The following is a 15,978-nucleotide window of genomic DNA, read 5'->3' as shown; positions in this document are numbered from 1 at the left end:
CAAGGTGACATAACAATAAATATAAGGGGCGTGCTTATGACAGCACTAGAGGCAGTCTTGCCAGTACCTGTATTAATCGTTGAAGATGAGTATGTCATTCAACGACGTTTAAAAATTATATTAACCAATTTGGGCTATAGCGAAGATGTTCTGCTCTTTGCCAATAATCTTAAAGAAGCATATTTCATTTTAAAACAACAGCCGATTTCACTGGCATTGGTCGATTTGGGGCTGCCAGATGGGAGTGGGATTTCGATTATTGAAAAAATTCGCGAAAATGACGCACAAACTCTGATTTTGGTGGTTTCGGCCTGGAGTACGCAGAACAGTTTATTTACTGCAATTCAGGCGGGTGCCACCGGTTATGTATTAAAAGAACGCGATGATGTGGAGGTCACTCTGGCGATCCGCAGTATTTTACGGGGTGGCGCGCCAATTGATCCTTTTATTGCGCGGGAAATTCTCAAACAGATTTCTATACCTGCTTCATCACCACCAGTCGAACGCAACCATTCGGATGCCGAGCAGGAAGTGCTGACCCATCGGGAAAAAGAAATTCTGTCACTGGTCGCACAAGGCCTGAGTAATCGAGAGATTGCCGAGCAACTTTGTGTGTCACGTTATACCGTCGAAAGTCATATCAAGCATATTTACCGGAAACTGTCCGTCAGTCGGCGTACCAAGGCAGTCAGTACCGCACGGCATTTAGGAATTCTGTGATGCATCCAGCTCGTTCTGGAAGCAGGCAGCGACAGAGATTGCAATGGATCGGTATTTTGCTCTTTTGCTGCTGGCTGTGTCTGTTAAGTGGTATGAGTCAGGCGCAAGACCATTTTCAGGTCAATGATCTCTGTGATGTAAAGATTGACTACATTCAAAAGGTTCAGGTGCAAAATCCTAGCCAGATGCCTGCATCTGGCTGGCAAAGTGTCAGTTTACCGGATAACTGGCAGCGTAACTGGAAAGATTATCATGGTGGGGCCTGGTATAAAATTGTTTGGAACTGGTCATGCCAAGACAATATTCGTCTTGCAGAACCGATTGCCTTTTCCATTGATTATATTAATTCGGCCGGCGCCGTGTTCCTGAATGGTGATTTACTCTGGTCAGATCAACACCTGCAAGAGCCATTGTCAAAAAGTTGGAATATGCCGCGTTACTGGATTTTGCCCATCAGTGGCTTAAACAAGGGCAGTAATGAAATTCTGGTTTATGTACAGGGTTATAGTTTTCAGAACGCCGGACTGGGTAAAATTGAATTTAATAATGTGCTGGTCAATAGCCAGAAGTATTTAGGCGAAATCTGGGATCGCCGCACGCTGTTTCAGATGAATATGATTTTCTCAGCAATGATTGGGATCATCTGCTTCATTGTCTGGCAATTTCGACGTTCAGAAACCACCTTTGGCTGGCTGGCACTCAGTTCATTCCTATGGATTCTGTTTATTTCCAATGTACTGACCACAGAAAGCTTTCCGTTTCGCTCCAGCATCGCGGCCAGCAAAGCCAATATGCTTTGTTTTATTGCCTATATCCACTGTTTTAGTCTGTATTTGATCCGCTTTTTAAAACAGAGATTTAAGTATGTGGAGCGGGGATTTATCCTGATCACGCTTTTATTTGCTCTGCTGATTGTGATGAGTTCCTTGGATTATCTGGGGCAGGTACTGGGCACAGCATTTATTTTCTATGTGGGATTATTTATAAGCTGTATTATTTATGTGAGCTATCACGCACTTAAAACCCGCAATGGGGAATATCTTTTCCTGATGCTGTGTCTGTGGGGGGTTTTGTTATGTGTAATCGTAGATCTGATCATTTTAAGTCAAACGGCAATTAGTGATTTTTCACCTTTATCACCCTATACCTCACCAATTATTACCCTGTTTGTGGTACTGATTATGGCCACGCGGTTGAATCGTAATGTCAGGAAAATCGAAAAATTTAATAGCCAGTTAGAACGTAAAGTCCAGCAGGTCGGCGCTGATCTGAATAAAAGCCTGAACGATAAACATCAACTGGAGCTGGATAATGTCCGCTTACAGGAGCGGATTAACTTATCGCATGAACTGCATGATGGGCTAGGAGGCTCGATTGTGCGCTCTATGATTCTGGTCGATCAGAGTACTGACAGCATTCCCAACCGACAGTTTCTTTCCATGCTGAAATTGCTCAGAGATGATCTTAGACAAATCATTGATAGTGGTTCGTCTATCGAAAATAAAGTACCGGAAACCCCACTACTCTGGATTGCCCCGGTACGTTATCGTTTTACCCAGTTGCTGGAAGAGATAAATATTGAGGTTGAATGGTTATTTCCAAAAGTCTGGCAGCGTGAACCGACCGCATTGCAATGTTTGACCCTGATTCGGGTGGTCGAAGAAAGTCTGACCAATATCATTAAGCACAGTCAGGCCAGTCAGGCGAAAGTCAGTCTGGAATATTTTCTGCCACATCAACTCACTTTAAGTATTCAGGACAATGGCGTTGGGTTTGATGCTGAAATAGTGCAAAAAAATGGTCTGAGTATTGGGATGCGCAGCATGAAAATGCGGGTCGAACGTATGGGAGGCGTGTTTCAGATTGAGTCTGAGAAAGGGAATACAGTGATTCAGGTCGTATTGGAGCTCTATCAACCCTAATCTTTGCAAATAAAAAGAGGATTATTTAATCCTCTTTTTATTTGGCTTTAGCTTAGAATTAGTCTTGTTCTGCTGGCGGAACCAGCATCAGTACCGCATCATTTAATAATGCCGCGACATCTTCCAGAATATCTTCATCAGCGAAGTTTTCATCTAGCAATATGGTTTCACCATCTGCAAGCTGCTTGAGTTTTGTGCTAAATGCCTCAGAGATTTCAATCCCTTCAGCATTGGCCCAGAACAGAACATCGCCGTCTGCTTCGGTGTAGAGCAGGCGTGAAGCCGGTTCGAGCATCAGGCTATAACCCTGATCCAGTGCTTCTTCCAGATCACCTGTACCGATTTCTTCTGCTTCTGGAAGGTTCTCTGGATATTTGGGTTCTGACATTAAAGTCATAATGGCATCTTCTAAAACATTCGAATTATGCAGTTGCTGCATGATCTGTTCTTTTAGATATTCCAGCTCATTGCCGCTGACTTCACCAATGGCTCCGACCTGGTCACGAATAATATCAACCAGCGGATTGCGTAAACTTTCATTCTCAGAAAATTTATCACCAACACGGTCCATCATATCGCTCACATTTGGCATACGGAAGCCAAAGGAAAAGGTTAGACAATCATCTTCTGCAACGCCGTAATGCGCCAAACCAGGTGGCACATACAGCAAGTCGCCAGGTGCCAGAACTTCGTCAAAATTCACCTCAATTTCAGGCAATAATTTCAGTGGCTGACCCGGAACCAATGCAGTTTCGGCATCACACATTTGTCCGAGCTGCCAGCGACGATGCCCGTAGCCTTGTACCAGAAAGACATCGTAAAAATCAAAGTGCTTTCCTACAGAGCCGCCTTGAGGTGCATAAGACACCATGATGTCATCGCGGCGCCATTGCGGAATAAACGGGAACTTTTTCCACATTTCCGATAGGTCAAATGAATAATGATCTACCGCCTGAACCAAAAGTGTCCACAGCTTGGGCATTTTCTGAAAATCAGCTTTAAGTAAAGGCGAAGATTTCACGCTCCACTGATTCGGATCGCGATCTTTTTGCTTGATTAAACGCGCAGTGACATGTTCCTCAAGCGCAAGTTCCATCACGTCATCAGGTTCAAGCAGATTGGCGATTTCAGGCATCGCATTACGCACCAGTAACGGTTTTTTTTGCCAGTATTCACTCAGGAATTGTTCAGCGGTGATTCCGCCTAAAACGTCTAAAGGTTGAGACATAGATTACAGCCTGAATTAAGGGGAGATTAAGGAACTAAAATTTTCAATTCACGAAGAATGTGACACAGCTTGATCATCGGCATGCCCATCAAAGTGGTCTGGTCTTGCCCGATCATTTCTTCAAACAGGCTGATGCCGAGGCTTTCACATTTGAAACTGCCGGCACAATGCAGTGGCTGTTCAATCGTGACATAGCGTTCAATTTCGGCTTTGGACAGTTTACGGAACTTGACTTTATAGTGCTCGACCAGCGTTCGTTCATAACCAGTAGCCTGCTGTTGCACACTGAGTGCAGTACTAAAATAGACAATCTTGTCCGAATTGGCCTGTAACTGGCGAATGGCTTTTTCAGGGGTTAAAGGTTTGCCAATAAAAATATCTGGTGCGCCTTCACGCCATGCCACCTGATCCGAACCAATCACAATCGCTTCAGGATTTTGCTCAGCAATATATTTGGCTTTCTCAAAAGCCAGCCGCTTGGCCAAATCATCTGCGTGATTTTCACCGCGAGGAGACTCATCGATATCCGGTACTAGAGAAATATAATCAATATGCAGGCGATTCATCAACTCTTTACGGGTTTGGCTGGAGGATGCCAAAATAATCTGTACAGCATTCATTAGACAGCATATTCCTCAAGAATATTTAAAGGTACATAAGACAGCACCGCTTTATGGCAGGCTTGCAGCTTGATCGGGGGCGCTTGACCTGCTTCATAGGCTTCGACCCAGCGTGTCACGCAGAGGCACCAGAAATCACCGGGTTGCAGGCCAGGGAAGTCCAGCTCTGGCAAAGGTGTGATCAGGTCATTGCCCACTTTTTGCGAGAAATTGAGAAATTCCGACGTCATCTGCGCGCATACCGTATGCTGCCCCAGATCAGTGGTCGCAGTATGGCAAAAGCCATTGCGGAAATAACCGGTAATCGGATCGAAGCAGCAGCTTGATAAAGGCTCACCTAACACGTTCAAACGGTTAAGATTTGGATCAGGATGTATCGACATAGGCACTGAATCTAAAAGAAGCTTTTTTCTATCATAACAAAACTTTGGCATTCAGAATGTTTTCTGCAAAAGATGCTAACCTTTTTCTGCATAATCATTTAAAATCGGCTGGTTTTAATATCTATAAAGTGAGCTCTACATGAACTTTCAGCGTATGACTGACCTCGATTTAGCAGGTAAACGTGTTCTGATCCGTGAAGATTTAAACGTTCCTGTTAAAAATGGTGTGATCACCAGCGATGCGCGTCTTCGTGCAGCATTGCCAACCATTCAGGCAGCAGTTGAAAAAGGCGCTGCAGTGATGGTGTATTCTCACCTTGGTCGTCCGGTTGAAGGTGAGCCTAAAGCTGAACAATCGCTTGCACCTGTAGCGGCTTACTTGACTGAAGCTTTGGGTCAAGACGTAAAATTATTGACCGACTACCTAGATGGCGTTGAGGTTCAGCCGGGTCAAGTTGTGTTACTTGAGAACTGCCGTTTTAACGTTGGTGAAAAGAAAAACAATCCTGAACTTGCTGCAAAATATGCAGCGCTGTGTGATGTATTCGTGATGGATGCATTCGGTACAGCGCACCGTGCAGAAGCATCGACTGAAGGCGTAGCGCGTTTAGCCAAAGTAGCTGCGGCAGGTCCATTGCTTGCAGCTGAACTTGATGCACTAGGCCGTGCGCTTAAGACACCTGAAAAGCCAATGGTGGCAATTGTTGCTGGTTCTAAAGTATCGACTAAACTTGATGTGTTGACTTCACTGTCTGACATCTGCGATCAATTGATCGTGGGTGGTGGTATTGCCAATACTTTCCTTGCTGCGGCAGGCTATAACGTTGGTAAGTCACTGTGTGAAAAAGATCTGATCGATACTGCAAAAGCCATTGCTGCAAAAGTATCAGTGCCACTTCCAACTGACGTTGTGGTTGCCGATGCTTCTGAAATCAACTTTGAAGATTTTCTGGGTTCATTGGCTGCTGCGAAAGCAACTGTGAAAAATGTTGCCGATGTTGCTGATAACGACATGATTCTGGATGTAGGTCCGGAAACTGCGAAAGCATTTGCAGAAATCCTGAAAACCTCTAAAACCATTCTCTGGAATGGCCCGGTGGGTGTGTTTGAAGTCGATCAATTCGGCGAAGGTACCAAAACTTTATCTTTAGCGATTGCTGAATCTGCCGGTTTCTCGATCGCGGGTGGTGGTGACACATTAGCTGCAATCGACAAGTACGAAGTAGCAGATAAAATTGGCTATATTTCTACGGGTGGTGGTGCATTCCTCGAATTCGTTGAAGGTAAAACCCTTCCTGCAGTTGCCGTACTCTTAGAACGTGCTTGATTGCATGTCCTAAGCTAAAAAGCTGGCCAAGTGCCAGCTTTTTTATGTCATTTTTTTGACAATGAAAACTTACCCTTCATGGCTTCGTCATGAAAATGCAATAAATCTGTCATAAGATGCAGTCATTAAATCACCAAATGATGAGATCACGTGATGAAAAAACAGTTAACTTTGGCGGCTTTATTCGCTGCATCATTGGCACTGACTGCATGTGCGAAACAGGAAAATGCACCGGTCGCTGAAACAGAAAGCTCGGCAGCAGTAGCCAATGAGACTATAACGCCAGAGCAGCAAGCAGCCATTGATGCTATTGACCAGCCAGTTTTAGATGAAAAAAATACCGATATTCCAGCTGAAATTGCCAATGCGCCAGCAGATGAAGCAACTGCAGACCAGTCAGTTACAGCGACTTCTGAGCCTGTAGCACCTTAATCCAGTGCATGTGAGATAAAATCCCTGCAAAAGCAGGGATTTTTTTTAAATAGTGTTATTTGTTGCTGAATTGAAACCTTTGAACATGTAGAATATGTGGCATTCACTGGGAGGATATTATGGCTCTTATTTCATTGCGCCAGCTCTTGGATCACGCCGGCGAACATGCTTACGGCGTACCAGCATTTAACGTAAACAACTTAGAACAAATGCGTGCAATTATGCTTGCAGCAGATGCAACCAATTCACCTGTTATCGTACAAGCATCTGCGGGTGCGCGTAAATATGCAGGTGCTCCGTTCTTGCGTCACCTGATTTTGGCTGCAATTGAAGAATGGCCACATATTCCAGTGGTAATGCATCAAGACCACGGTACGAGCCCTGACATTTGTCAACGTTCAATCCAGCTCGGCTTTTCATCAGTGATGATGGACGGCTCACTGGGTGAAGACGGTAAAACACCAACTTCATATGAATATAACGTTGATGTGACTCGCCGTACAGTTCAAATGGCACATGCGTGTGGCGTATCTGTTGAAGGTGAAATCGGTTGTTTGGGTAGCCTTGAAACAGGTATGGCAGGTGAAGAAGATGGCGTAGGCGCAGAAGGCGTACTGGATCATTCTCAACTCCTGACTTCAGTTGAAGAAGCACGTAGTTTCGTTGCTGATACCAATGTTGATGCGCTTGCGATTGCAGTAGGTACTTCACACGGTGCGTACAAGTTCACGCGTCCACCTACAGGTGATATTCTTGCGATTGACCGCATTAAAGAAATTCACGCAGCGCTTCCAAACACGCATCTTGTCATGCACGGTTCAAGCTCTGTGCCTCAAGAATGGTTGGCAGTAATTAACCAGTATGGCGGTGACATCAAGGAAACTTATGGTGTTCCGGTTGAACAGCTGGTTGAAGCGATCAAACACGGCGTGCGCAAGATCAACATCGATACTGACTTGCGTTTAGCGTCTACTGGTGCAATGCGTCGTATGATGGCTGAAAAGCCAAGCGAATTCGATCCACGTAAATTCTTCAGCGCAACGGTTGATGCCATGAAGCAAATCTGTATCGATCGTTATGAAGCATTTGGTACTGCGGGCAATGCAGACAAGATTCGCCCAATTTCTTTAGAGAAAATGGTGTCGTACTATAATAAATAATTCCCAGTGAATCATTTATAGAAAAAGCCCACAGCGAATGTGGGCTTTTTTGTAGACTGATAAATACCAAGAATAAGAGCAGCATATGGAACTGATTTTCGCAGCAGCGCTGTGTAGCGTTGTGGTCTCAATATTATTAAAAGTCGCCAAAAACAGAGGGCTGAGTCCGATCCACATGATTAGCTGGAATTATGCCACCGCCAGCTTGTTGTGCTTTTTCTGGTTTAAGCCGGATATCCAGCATATTTCGCCAAGCCAGACACCATGGTTCCTCATTCTGGCATTGGGTATTTTGCTTCCGAGCGTATTTCTGTTGCTGGCCAAAGCCTTGGAAAGCGCTGGAATTTTAAAAACAGAAATCGCCCAGCGGCTTTCTGTAGTCTTGTCACTGGCGGCGGCTTATTTTATTTTTCAGGAACAGTTTAATCAGCTGAAAATACTCGGGATCGCTTTAGGTATTGGCGCAGTGCTGTGTATTTTATTCTCACATCGACAAAGTACAGGACAGGGCAGTCAGGGCATGTTGTATCTGGGGCTGGTCTGGGTGGGTTATGCACTGATTGATGTATTATTAAAATATACAACCAGTTTAGGTTTGCAGTTTACCATTGCACTCAATCTGATGTTTATTTGCGCTCTGATCATGTCGATGGGCTATCTACTACTTAAATATAAAAGCTTGGGGTCGATACAGAATATCGGCGCTGGTCTGTTATTGGGTGTGCTGAATTTTGCCAATATTGCGTTTTATGTCAAAGCCCATATGCTGCTCAAGGATTCGCCGGCAATTGTCTTTGCTGGCATGAATATTCTGGTGGTGGTGTTTGGAGTCATTGCAGGTGTGATGTTCTTTAAAGAGCGACTCAAACCTGCAAGTGCCGCGGGTTTACTGCTAGGTCTCACTAGTGTGATTTGCCTAGCTTATGCAATGTCTGCTTGACATAAGAAGATGCAAATTCAATCGGATGTCGCAGCAGGTCGCCTGCTTCGGCCAGTCCAAGCAATAAACCGGCCTGTTGGCAGTCTGGACAGTGCGGATAACGATGCTGTTGATCTTTATAGTGTTGGAGATAAATTTTATCGCAATGATGGCATGCAAATTTCAGGGATTTGGAGGTAAGGAGCGACATAGATGACCTCTATTGTTATTCTATTAGATGGTAAATTAAATAAAGCAAAAAATAGGCCCGAACTGATATGGAAAGGGGCGCCTGGCCCCTTTTATAGCATAAAATCCTTACAGTTTGGTGAAAATGTCTTCAGCGGGTAGACGTGATTTCGGCAGTTTGGCATTGAAGTCATTTTCACTGCGATAACCCAAAGTCAGCAAGACAGAGGGAATTAAACCCTGTTCTGCGAGTTGTAATTCTTCACTAATTATCTCTTCATCAAAGCCGCCAATTGGTGTGGCATCGACACCTTCAATTCCGGCAGCCAACAGCATCTGACCGAGCGCAATAAAGGTCTGATTTTCAGCCCAGCGCTGAATGTCACCTTTTTCATTACGATAATAATGAATATAGCCTGCACGGGTGTTTTTCTGACCTTCTTTGGCCGATTCATCTTTAAAACGCCCGCTGAGATCATCGCGATTCAGTAAGTTTTCCAGATGCAGCTCATTAATATCGGCTTTGGTGCAAAATAAAATAGTATGCGAAGAATCCAGAACTTTGGGTGCATTGTAGGCATAAGTACCGATCAAGGCTTTGGCAATGCGCTGTTTGGCGGCATCATGATCGGCAATAAAAAAATGCCAAGGCTGAATATTGATCGAAGAAGGTGCAAAACGCAAAACTTCTAATAAACGTTCAAACTGGGCTGCCGGGATTTTCTTGCTAGGATCATAGGCTTTGGTGGCATAGCGAGTCTGTGTGATTTTGAGTAAATCCATTAATGGACTCCAATCTTTTTAAATAAACAGAGGATAGATGTTTTGCAGGTATAAGCTTTTGAAATCTCCTGATTATTACAATAAAAATACCTTAGGCAAAGTCTGTTGTTGAATGATCTTGATATAAATGCAAGTAAAACTTAGCGTTAAATTAGATAACAATCCAGTTTTTGTCTATTGGCACTTTTGGACAAGAAGCGTTTAATAAGCAGTATCGCCAGTAACATGCAAATAGGTCCGTAAATGCAATTTACCAATTATTTTAAACACAAACTTAAAACCCAGCAGCAAATCGGGTTGTGGATTGGGCTGGCAGATGCCTATGGTACCGAGATTGCAGCAAATGCCGGCTATGACTGGTTACTGATTGATGGTGAGCATGCTCCCAGCGATTTGAGAATTACATTGTCGCAACTGCAAAGTATTGCCGCTTATCCGTCGCAAGCGGTGGTAAGACCTCCGGTTGGCAGTGTACAGCTGATCAAGCAGCTGCTCGATATCGGTGCGCAGACTTTATTGATTCCGATGGTCGAAACTGTGGAACAGGCGGAACTGATGGTTAAGGCAGTACGTTATCCACCGGAAGGAATTCGTGGCGTTGGCGCTGCACTGGCACGTGCCACGCGCTGGAACAGCATTCCGAATTATTATCAGACTGCGCATGAAGAAATCTGTTTGCTGATCCAGATCGAGTCGGTTACCGGATTGAAAAATCTGGATGCTATTCTTCAGATTGATGGAATTGACGGGGTATTTATTGGCGCCGTAGACCTGTCTGCTACCATGGGCTATCAGGGTGATCCAAATCATCCAGAGGTGCAAGCCGCGGTTGTGGATGCAATTCAGCGGATTCGTGTTGCAGGTAAAGCCGCTGGTATTCTGTCAACTCAGCATGAAGTCACACAAAAGTATCTGGAGCTTGGTACTGAATTTGTTGCAGTAGGCGTTGATACCAGCGTTCTGATGAATTCATTGCGGGATTTGTTGGGAAAATATAAAACCGATATAAATGTAATTAAAACAAATACGGGATATTAATCATTTACCAGATCTGAATGAATGGATTAGATAAGGTTTTGAATGCTTTTTAAGCAAAACTTGTCTGCAATGATCTATTCATTCAAATCTAACAAGATGATCGTCTGTTTTTTGACCTAATATAAAGCTCAATGTGCTTATTTCCTGAATGATGAGAAGAGCAGAACTGGACTTTTGATGTCTGCTATCTGTTTTAATGGCCTTGTAGCAGCTATGAATTATTTTATAAAAGTGATATCTATCAATAACAATTACCTTTATAAAATTTCTGTACAATCATTGTTTTAAAAATCAGGCAGGCATTATTTGTAATGACAATGTGTGTTTGCTTTCTAGTAAATAAGCATGTATACTTATAAACACTTCGAGTGGGTATAGTTCCCGCTTTTATTATTTCTAGCTAATTGTGATTCACTTTTGGTTCAAGCTTGAGCTTGAATAACATCTAGTAACTACAGAATTATTATACAAATTTGGTTTTCTTAATCTCTTTGTACAGTCACAAAAAGCTCATTTTATGAGTAAATATTTTGAATATATTAAATGAATGGCATACCGCTACAGCCGTAAATGGTGGCGAAATTAATGTTAAACTGGTTCCTTTAAAGCGCAAGCAAAACACTCAGGATGGTTTTATCTGGGTAGAAGTTGGAAAAATGATCCAGCTACAAACAGGTGAAGAAATTCTGTTTAACCTTGATGGTAAAAGTTTCTATACCGGTGTGAATAAGCTTTATCGTCTGTGCTAAGCAAACACATATCTTAAAAAAAGTGGCCGATTAATATCGCCACTTTTTTAGTTTTAGGCTTTCGAAATCTTGGTTTTCCTGAATTTCCAGTATCTCGGCACTGTCTTCCTTCCAGTCACCCAGTACGATTCTTTTTTTCTGACCTAGCGGATGAATGGCTGCGCGATGCGTATGGCCATGGATCAATACGTCAACGTCTTGTAATGCCAGCTCAACGGCCTGATCATTAACATCCATCACTTCATAGCTTTTAAACTGCTGCGCCTGATGACTTTGCTGACGAAAGCCATTGGCTAATTTTTTACGGAAAGACAGCGGTGTACGCTTTAATAAGCCTAGCAGAAGTGGATGCCGGATAATCTTTTTAAAGCGCTGATAAGCGATGTCATCGGTACACAGTGCATCACCATGTTCCAGGCGAAAACGTGTTCTTGCAATGTTCAGTTGGTCTATCTCAGGAAGCAGCTTTCCGCCAAATTGAGCTAAAAACTTGCTGCCGAGAACAAAATCCCGGTTGCCTGCCTGAAAATATACCTGATTGCCAGCCTGAATAAACTGTTTTAAGGCAGTGATAATTTCGTCCAGCCATGGGGCTGTATAGTCATCACCGATCCAGGCATTGAACCAGTCACCCAAAATATACAATCGGGTATTTTGATCTTGATATTCGGTCAATAAATCTAAAAACCCCCGAACAAGTCGAGGGTGATCAGGTGACAAATGTAAATCTGAGATAAACAGATAGGTCACGAATCTTTTCCTTTTATTCCTCTCTAGATCCCTCATTTATATGAGGGATTTTCCATTACACCGTTTTAAAGCATCGCTTTAAAACTCATAAAGAACGGAGAGGACGTTTTTTATTCAGAAATGATTTTTGCAGACTCAATAACCACATTTTCTAGTGGAACATCAGCGTGGTAGCCACGGTTGCCAGTACGAACGCCTTTAATTTCGTTGACAATGTCCATGCCGTCAGTCACTTTACCAAATACTGCATAACCCCAACCTTGTGCTGTTTTACCAGAATGGTTAAGGAATGCGTTGTTGCCAACGTTAATGAAGAATTGAGCAGATGCAGAATGTGGAGCTTGCGTACGCGCCATGGCAATTGTGCCCAAATCGTTAGTTAAGCCATTGTCTGCTTCATTTTCGATTGCATCACGGGTCGCTTTTTCTTTGAAGTTTTCATCCATACCACCACCCTGGATCATGAAACCATCAATCACACGGTGGAAAATTACGCCGTCATAAAAACCGTCACGCACATATTCTAAAAAGTTAGCCACTGTTTTAGGTGCTTTTTCAGCATTGAGTTCAAGAACAATACGACCTTTATTGGTGTTTAATTCGACTTGAGGAAAACTCATTGTGTAATCTCCTAATCATGGACGAGTGCCATGGTTTTTTCTGAATGAGTGAAGCATAAGCAAACTACAATCGACTAGGCAAGTAAAAACATTATTTTCTTTGTTAAAAGCATAAAAATAGTACCTTATTTATACGTTGATTTATCAAGGCATTTCAGATATTGCCCTATCAGGCACCCTATTTTGAATTGGCGTAAATTAATGATTTTACTGCTTGTACAAGCACTGATATTTTAGTTTCAGGCAACTCGCCGTATTTTCATTTTTTAAAATGGGTGAATTGAAATCAAATACCATAGTTAGCGGTTGAGAGATTATTCACCTCTAGTTAAACTAAGGAACTTTGATAATGAATATGCGTACAACCTGTGCGATTAAATATTCGTTAATCCCTTTTTAACTTTAGAAGTGAATGATTGATCATGAAGCCAAATGATGTTGTGACATCTCTGCCCGAGAACCCGACCCAAAAGAACAATGCAGTCGATTCAGTGCAGCAGCAAGAACAACAACCGGGCTTGGACTTTGTACGTCAGGTCATTACGGATGATTTAGCCGCTGGTCGTACCCAACAGATCGTCACGCGTTTTCCGCCTGAGCCAAATGGCTACTTACATATTGGCCATGTGAAAGCAATTTGCTTGAACTTTGGGATTGCTGAAGAATTCCAGGGGGTGTGTAATCTTCGTTTTGATGATACCAATCCGGATGCTGAAGAACAGGAATATGTTGATGGTATTGCCAATGATGTGAAATGGTTGGGCTTCCAGTGGGAGGGCGAGCCGCGCTATGCATCGAGCTATTTTGATCAACTTTATACATGGGCGGTTCAGCTGATTGAACAGGGTGATGCCTATGTGGATTTACAAAGCCCCGAAGACATCCGTTTAAACCGCGGTAATTTTGTCGAGCCGGGTAAGAACTCGCCACAACGTGATGCAACTGTTGCAGAGAATCTGGAACGTTTTGAGAAGATGCGTAGCGGTGAATATGCTGAAGGTCAGGCTGTTTTACGCGCTAAAATCGATATGACCTCACCGAACGTACATATGCGTGATCCGATCTTGTATCGTATTTTGCATTCAGCGCACCATCAGACAGGCGATACATGGAAAATTTATCCAATGTACGACTATGCGCATCCATTGTCTGATGCGATTGAAGGCATTACTCACTCGCTTTGTACATTAGAGTTCCAGGATCACCGTCCGTTCTATGACTGGGTGGTGGCAAAGGTTAAATCACCATCTGTGCCACGTCAGTATGAATCTAGCCGTTTGAACGTGGATTATACCATCACCTCGAAACGTAAATTACGTAAACTGGTTGAAGGTGCTCATGTGAATGGTTGGGACGATCCACGTATGCCGACCGTAGTCGGTATGCGTCGCCGTGGTTTTACACCTGAAGGTCTGCGTGATTTCTGTCAGCGTGTCGGTGTATCGAAAGTGGATGGTAGTATTGTCGATGTCGCGATGCTGGAATATTGCATCCGCCAGTCTCTGGAAAATACTGCAGCGCGTGGTATGGCCGTGTTAAATCCACTGAAAGTGACCTTAAGCAACTTGCCAGCAGATATGGATCTGACCCATTCACGTCATCCGAACGTGGATATGGGGGAGCGCGTGATTCCTTTAACCACTGAGCTGTTTATTGACCGTAAAGACTTTGAGGAAGAACCACCAAAAGGCTTTAAACGTCTGATTCCAGGTGGTGAAGTACGTTTACGTCATGCCTATGTGATCAAATGTGATGAAGTCATTAAAGATGAAAATGGTGAAGTGGTTGAGCTGAAATGTTCGATTGATCCTGAAACTTTGGGTAAGAATCCTGAAGGCCGCAAGGTGAAAGGTGTGGTTCACTGGGTATCTGCGACTAAAGGTGTGCCTGCCGAAGTCCGTATTTATGAACGTCTGTTCACTGAGTCGGATCCTGAAGTGGGTGATGACTTCCTGGCCAACTTGAACCCTGAATCCTTAAAGGTGGTTCAAGCCGTGATTGAGCCGGCATTGGCGCAAGCTCAACCGGAAGATCGCTTCCAGTTTGAGCGTGAAGGTTACTTCGTTGCCGATCAATACGATCATAATAGCAAGAAACCAGTATTTAACCGTATTCTTGACTTGAAAGACAGTTTCAAGCCAGGCAAATAATCAGGTTTAAATCAGATATTAAAAGCCCAACTTCGGTTGGGCTTTTTCAATACAGCAGGGAAAATGCCATGATTGTGCGTGATAAAAACAATAGTATCGGTTTACTGTTTGCCTGGCAGGGCACAATTTTGCCTAAGGTATTGCCGGCTTTAGTCTTGGTGGTCTTTATTTCCGGCCTACTGGTCTATTTGAGTCAGGCACATTTTGTGAATCTTCCTGCCGTACCCGCAATCGGCTTTACCATTTTTGGTGTGATTCTTTCGATCTTTCTCAGCTTTAGAAATACGGCATGTTATGAGCGCTGGTGGGAAGGGCGCAAGCTCTGGGGAGCGCTAATCGCCACCACACGTCATTTATGCCGGGACAGCCATGTGCTGGATGATCAGACCCGCGAGGTCTTGTTATATCGCATGATGCTGTTTAGCCATCTGTTGCGTGACCGGCTCAGACAGCAAGTACAAAGTATTCAGCATTACCAAACAACCACGCATTTTGAAAATATGGCATTCGATCAGTTGCTCGTGCAAATCAATCCTTCACAATGGGTGCTGGAACAGATGCAAAAGGAGTTGGTTCAGCAATATAAGCAGGGCAACATCAGCGATATTATTTATAACAATTTGAATCAGCATACTGTGGCCTTGGGCAATATTCAGGCCGGTTGTGACCGGATACTGTCGACGCCATTGCCATTTTCTTATTCGGTACTGTTACATCGTGCAGTGTATTCGTTCTGTTTTATTTTACCTTTTAGTTTGCAGGCCAATCTGGGCCTGTGGACGCCGATTCTGGTCGGGTTGATTGCTTATATGCTCTTAGGCCTAGATGAGCTCAGTGCTGAGCTAGAAGAGCCTTTTGGGCTACAGGATAATGATCTGCCACTCGATTCAATGGTACGACTGGTAGAACGGGAAACCTTAAGCTCTTTGGGTAAAGGTTTACCTGAAGCGATTCAGGCCAAAAAAGGTTATTTAACCTGATCTGTTCC

Annotated in this window: 17 protein-coding genes; 10 read left to right on the top strand and 7 right to left on the bottom strand. The window is 43.6% G+C overall.

Annotated elements, in window-relative coordinates:
* Nucleotides 1-36: 36 nt before the first annotated feature.
* Nucleotides 37-720 (top strand): response regulator transcription factor, encoded by a 684-nt coding sequence (locus FTU40_RS03480; RefSeq protein WP_005096728.1) that lies wholly within the window; start codon nt 37-39, stop codon nt 718-720.
* Nucleotides 720-2,642, top strand: coding sequence for an ATP-binding protein (locus tag FTU40_RS03475; RefSeq protein WP_180039789.1), 1,923 nt, complete (start codon nt 720-722; stop codon nt 2,640-2,642). The genes FTU40_RS03480 and FTU40_RS03475 overlap by 1 nt, the downstream gene beginning before the upstream one ends.
* 58 nt (nt 2,643-2,700) lie before the next feature.
* On the opposite strand, the gene FTU40_RS03470 is transcribed toward FTU40_RS03475, so the two are convergent.
* The 3 genes from FTU40_RS03470 to FTU40_RS03460 are packed head-to-tail and all read right to left on the bottom strand — an operon-like array spanning nt 2,701 to nt 4,873.
* Nucleotides 2,701-3,870, bottom strand: a complete 1,170-nt coding sequence (locus tag FTU40_RS03470) for a cupin domain-containing protein (protein ID WP_074382849.1) — start codon at nt 3,868-3,870, stop codon at nt 2,701-2,703.
* 26 nt (nt 3,871-3,896) lie between these two features.
* On the bottom strand, nt 3,897-4,490 hold the full coding sequence (locus FTU40_RS03465) for a nucleoside triphosphate pyrophosphatase (RefSeq protein ID WP_180039787.1): 594 nt from the start codon (nt 4,488-4,490) through the stop codon (nt 3,897-3,899).
* The gene (locus tag FTU40_RS03460; protein ID WP_005096732.1) at nt 4,490-4,873 is read right to left on the bottom strand and encodes a DUF2237 family protein; all 384 of its coding nucleotides are present in this window, start codon (nt 4,871-4,873) and stop codon (nt 4,490-4,492) included. Before FTU40_RS03460 ends, FTU40_RS03465 begins: the two co-directional genes overlap by 1 nt.
* 139 nt (nt 4,874-5,012) lie before the next feature.
* Here FTU40_RS03460 and FTU40_RS03455 point away from each other — a divergent pair, with 139 nt between their 5' ends.
* The 4 genes from FTU40_RS03455 to FTU40_RS03440 all read left to right on the top strand — a co-directional run bounded on the left by FTU40_RS03455 (nt 5,013) and on the right by FTU40_RS03440 (nt 8,732).
* Nucleotides 5,013-6,200 carry a phosphoglycerate kinase gene (locus FTU40_RS03455; protein WP_180000056.1) on the top strand — a complete coding sequence of 396 codons (1,188 nt, stop codon included), beginning with the start codon at nt 5,013-5,015 and terminating at the stop codon, nt 6,198-6,200.
* A gap of 153 nt (nt 6,201-6,353) precedes the next feature.
* Nucleotides 6,354-6,632, top strand: coding sequence for a hypothetical protein (locus tag FTU40_RS03450; protein ID WP_005171152.1), 279 nt, complete (start codon nt 6,354-6,356; stop codon nt 6,630-6,632).
* Between the two features lie 119 nt (nt 6,633-6,751).
* Nucleotides 6,752-7,792 (top strand): class II fructose-bisphosphate aldolase, encoded by a 1,041-nt coding sequence (fba, locus tag FTU40_RS03445; RefSeq protein ID WP_005096736.1) that lies wholly within the window; start codon nt 6,752-6,754, stop codon nt 7,790-7,792.
* Nucleotides 7,793-7,877: 85 nt separating this feature from the next.
* Complete coding sequence (locus tag FTU40_RS03440) at nt 7,878-8,732, top strand: DMT family transporter (protein ID WP_180039785.1); 855 nt, start codon at nt 7,878-7,880, stop codon at nt 8,730-8,732.
* Here the strand turns inward: FTU40_RS03440 and FTU40_RS03435 are convergent.
* Together FTU40_RS03435 and nfsB are read right to left on the bottom strand one after the other, a co-directional pair.
* Nucleotides 8,695-8,922, bottom strand: a complete 228-nt coding sequence (locus FTU40_RS03435; RefSeq protein WP_005096738.1) for a hypothetical protein — start codon at nt 8,920-8,922, stop codon at nt 8,695-8,697. The two genes, FTU40_RS03440 and FTU40_RS03435, sit on opposite strands and share 38 nt — an antisense overlap.
* Nucleotides 8,923-9,029: 107 nt before the next feature.
* Entirely contained in the window at nt 9,030-9,683 is a 654-nt protein-coding gene (gene nfsB / locus FTU40_RS03430) for an oxygen-insensitive NAD(P)H nitroreductase (RefSeq protein ID WP_005096739.1), read from the bottom strand.
* A gap of 243 nt (nt 9,684-9,926) precedes the next feature.
* Between nfsB and hpaI the strand changes: the two genes are divergently transcribed.
* Together hpaI and FTU40_RS03420 are read left to right on the top strand one after the other, a co-directional pair.
* Complete coding sequence (hpaI, locus tag FTU40_RS03425; protein WP_074382843.1) at nt 9,927-10,721, top strand: 4-hydroxy-2-oxoheptanedioate aldolase; 795 nt, start codon at nt 9,927-9,929, stop codon at nt 10,719-10,721.
* Nucleotides 10,722-11,251: 530 nt separating this feature from the next.
* Entirely contained in the window at nt 11,252-11,470 is a 219-nt protein-coding gene (locus FTU40_RS03420) for a hypothetical protein (protein ID WP_005096740.1), read from the top strand.
* A gap of 30 nt (nt 11,471-11,500) precedes the next feature.
* Here the strand turns inward: FTU40_RS03420 and FTU40_RS03415 are convergent, their stop codons facing one another.
* The gene (locus FTU40_RS03415) at nt 11,501-12,220 is read right to left on the bottom strand and encodes a UDP-2,3-diacylglucosamine diphosphatase (RefSeq protein WP_005096742.1); all 720 of its coding nucleotides are present in this window, start codon (nt 12,218-12,220) and stop codon (nt 11,501-11,503) included.
* Nucleotides 12,221-12,330: 110 nt separating this feature from the next.
* Nucleotides 12,331-12,840, bottom strand: a complete 510-nt coding sequence (locus tag FTU40_RS03410; protein ID WP_005171140.1) for a peptidylprolyl isomerase — start codon at nt 12,838-12,840, stop codon at nt 12,331-12,333.
* Nucleotides 12,841-13,262: 422 nt separating this feature from the next.
* On the opposite strand from FTU40_RS03410, the gene FTU40_RS03405 reads away from it, so the two are divergent.
* Both FTU40_RS03405 and FTU40_RS03400 read left to right on the top strand, forming a co-directional pair.
* The gene (locus FTU40_RS03405) at nt 13,263-14,990 is read left to right on the top strand and encodes a glutamine--tRNA ligase/YqeY domain fusion protein (protein WP_005171137.1); all 1,728 of its coding nucleotides are present in this window, start codon (nt 13,263-13,265) and stop codon (nt 14,988-14,990) included.
* A gap of 68 nt (nt 14,991-15,058) precedes the next feature.
* Nucleotides 15,059-15,970 (top strand): bestrophin family protein, encoded by a 912-nt coding sequence (locus FTU40_RS03400; protein ID WP_005096746.1) that lies wholly within the window; start codon nt 15,059-15,061, stop codon nt 15,968-15,970.
* Nucleotides 15,971-15,978: the final 8 nt, after the last annotated feature.

This window comes from Acinetobacter sp. YH12100 (assembly GCF_013419135.1).
Classification (GTDB): domain Bacteria; phylum Pseudomonadota; class Gammaproteobacteria; order Pseudomonadales; family Moraxellaceae; genus Acinetobacter; species Acinetobacter pseudolwoffii.
This window is presented reverse-complemented; position numbering and strand designations above follow the sequence as displayed.

Excerpts from the sequence above, each read along its gene's own strand:
- FTU40_RS03480 (WP_005096728.1), top strand. The coding sequence starts at position 37 with ATGACAGCACTAGAGGCAGTCTTGCCAGTACCTGTATTAATCGTTGAA.
- FTU40_RS03475 (WP_180039789.1), top strand. The coding sequence starts at position 720 with ATGCATCCAGCTCGTTCTGGAAGCAGGCAGCGACAGAGATTGCAATGG.
- FTU40_RS03470 (WP_074382849.1), bottom strand. The coding sequence starts at position 3,870 with ATGTCTCAACCTTTAGACGTTTTAGGCGGAATCACCGCTGAACAATTC.
- FTU40_RS03465 (WP_180039787.1), bottom strand. The coding sequence starts at position 4,490 with ATGAATGCTGTACAGATTATTTTGGCATCCTCCAGCCAAACCCGTAAA.
- FTU40_RS03460 (WP_005096732.1), bottom strand. The coding sequence starts at position 4,873 with ATGTCGATACATCCTGATCCAAATCTTAACCGTTTGAACGTGTTAGGT.
- FTU40_RS03455 (WP_180000056.1), top strand. The coding sequence starts at position 5,013 with ATGAACTTTCAGCGTATGACTGACCTCGATTTAGCAGGTAAACGTGTT.
- FTU40_RS03450 (WP_005171152.1), top strand. The coding sequence starts at position 6,354 with ATGAAAAAACAGTTAACTTTGGCGGCTTTATTCGCTGCATCATTGGCA.
- fba (WP_005096736.1), top strand. The coding sequence starts at position 6,752 with ATGGCTCTTATTTCATTGCGCCAGCTCTTGGATCACGCCGGCGAACAT.
- FTU40_RS03440 (WP_180039785.1), top strand. The coding sequence starts at position 7,878 with ATGGAACTGATTTTCGCAGCAGCGCTGTGTAGCGTTGTGGTCTCAATA.
- FTU40_RS03435 (WP_005096738.1), bottom strand. The coding sequence starts at position 8,922 with ATGTCGCTCCTTACCTCCAAATCCCTGAAATTTGCATGCCATCATTGC.
- nfsB (WP_005096739.1), bottom strand. The coding sequence starts at position 9,683 with ATGGATTTACTCAAAATCACACAGACTCGCTATGCCACCAAAGCCTAT.
- hpaI (WP_074382843.1), top strand. The coding sequence starts at position 9,927 with ATGCAATTTACCAATTATTTTAAACACAAACTTAAAACCCAGCAGCAA.
- FTU40_RS03410 (WP_005171140.1), bottom strand. The coding sequence starts at position 12,840 with ATGAGTTTTCCTCAAGTCGAATTAAACACCAATAAAGGTCGTATTGTT.
- FTU40_RS03405 (WP_005171137.1), top strand. The coding sequence starts at position 13,263 with ATGAAGCCAAATGATGTTGTGACATCTCTGCCCGAGAACCCGACCCAA.
- FTU40_RS03400 (WP_005096746.1), top strand. The coding sequence starts at position 15,059 with ATGATTGTGCGTGATAAAAACAATAGTATCGGTTTACTGTTTGCCTGG.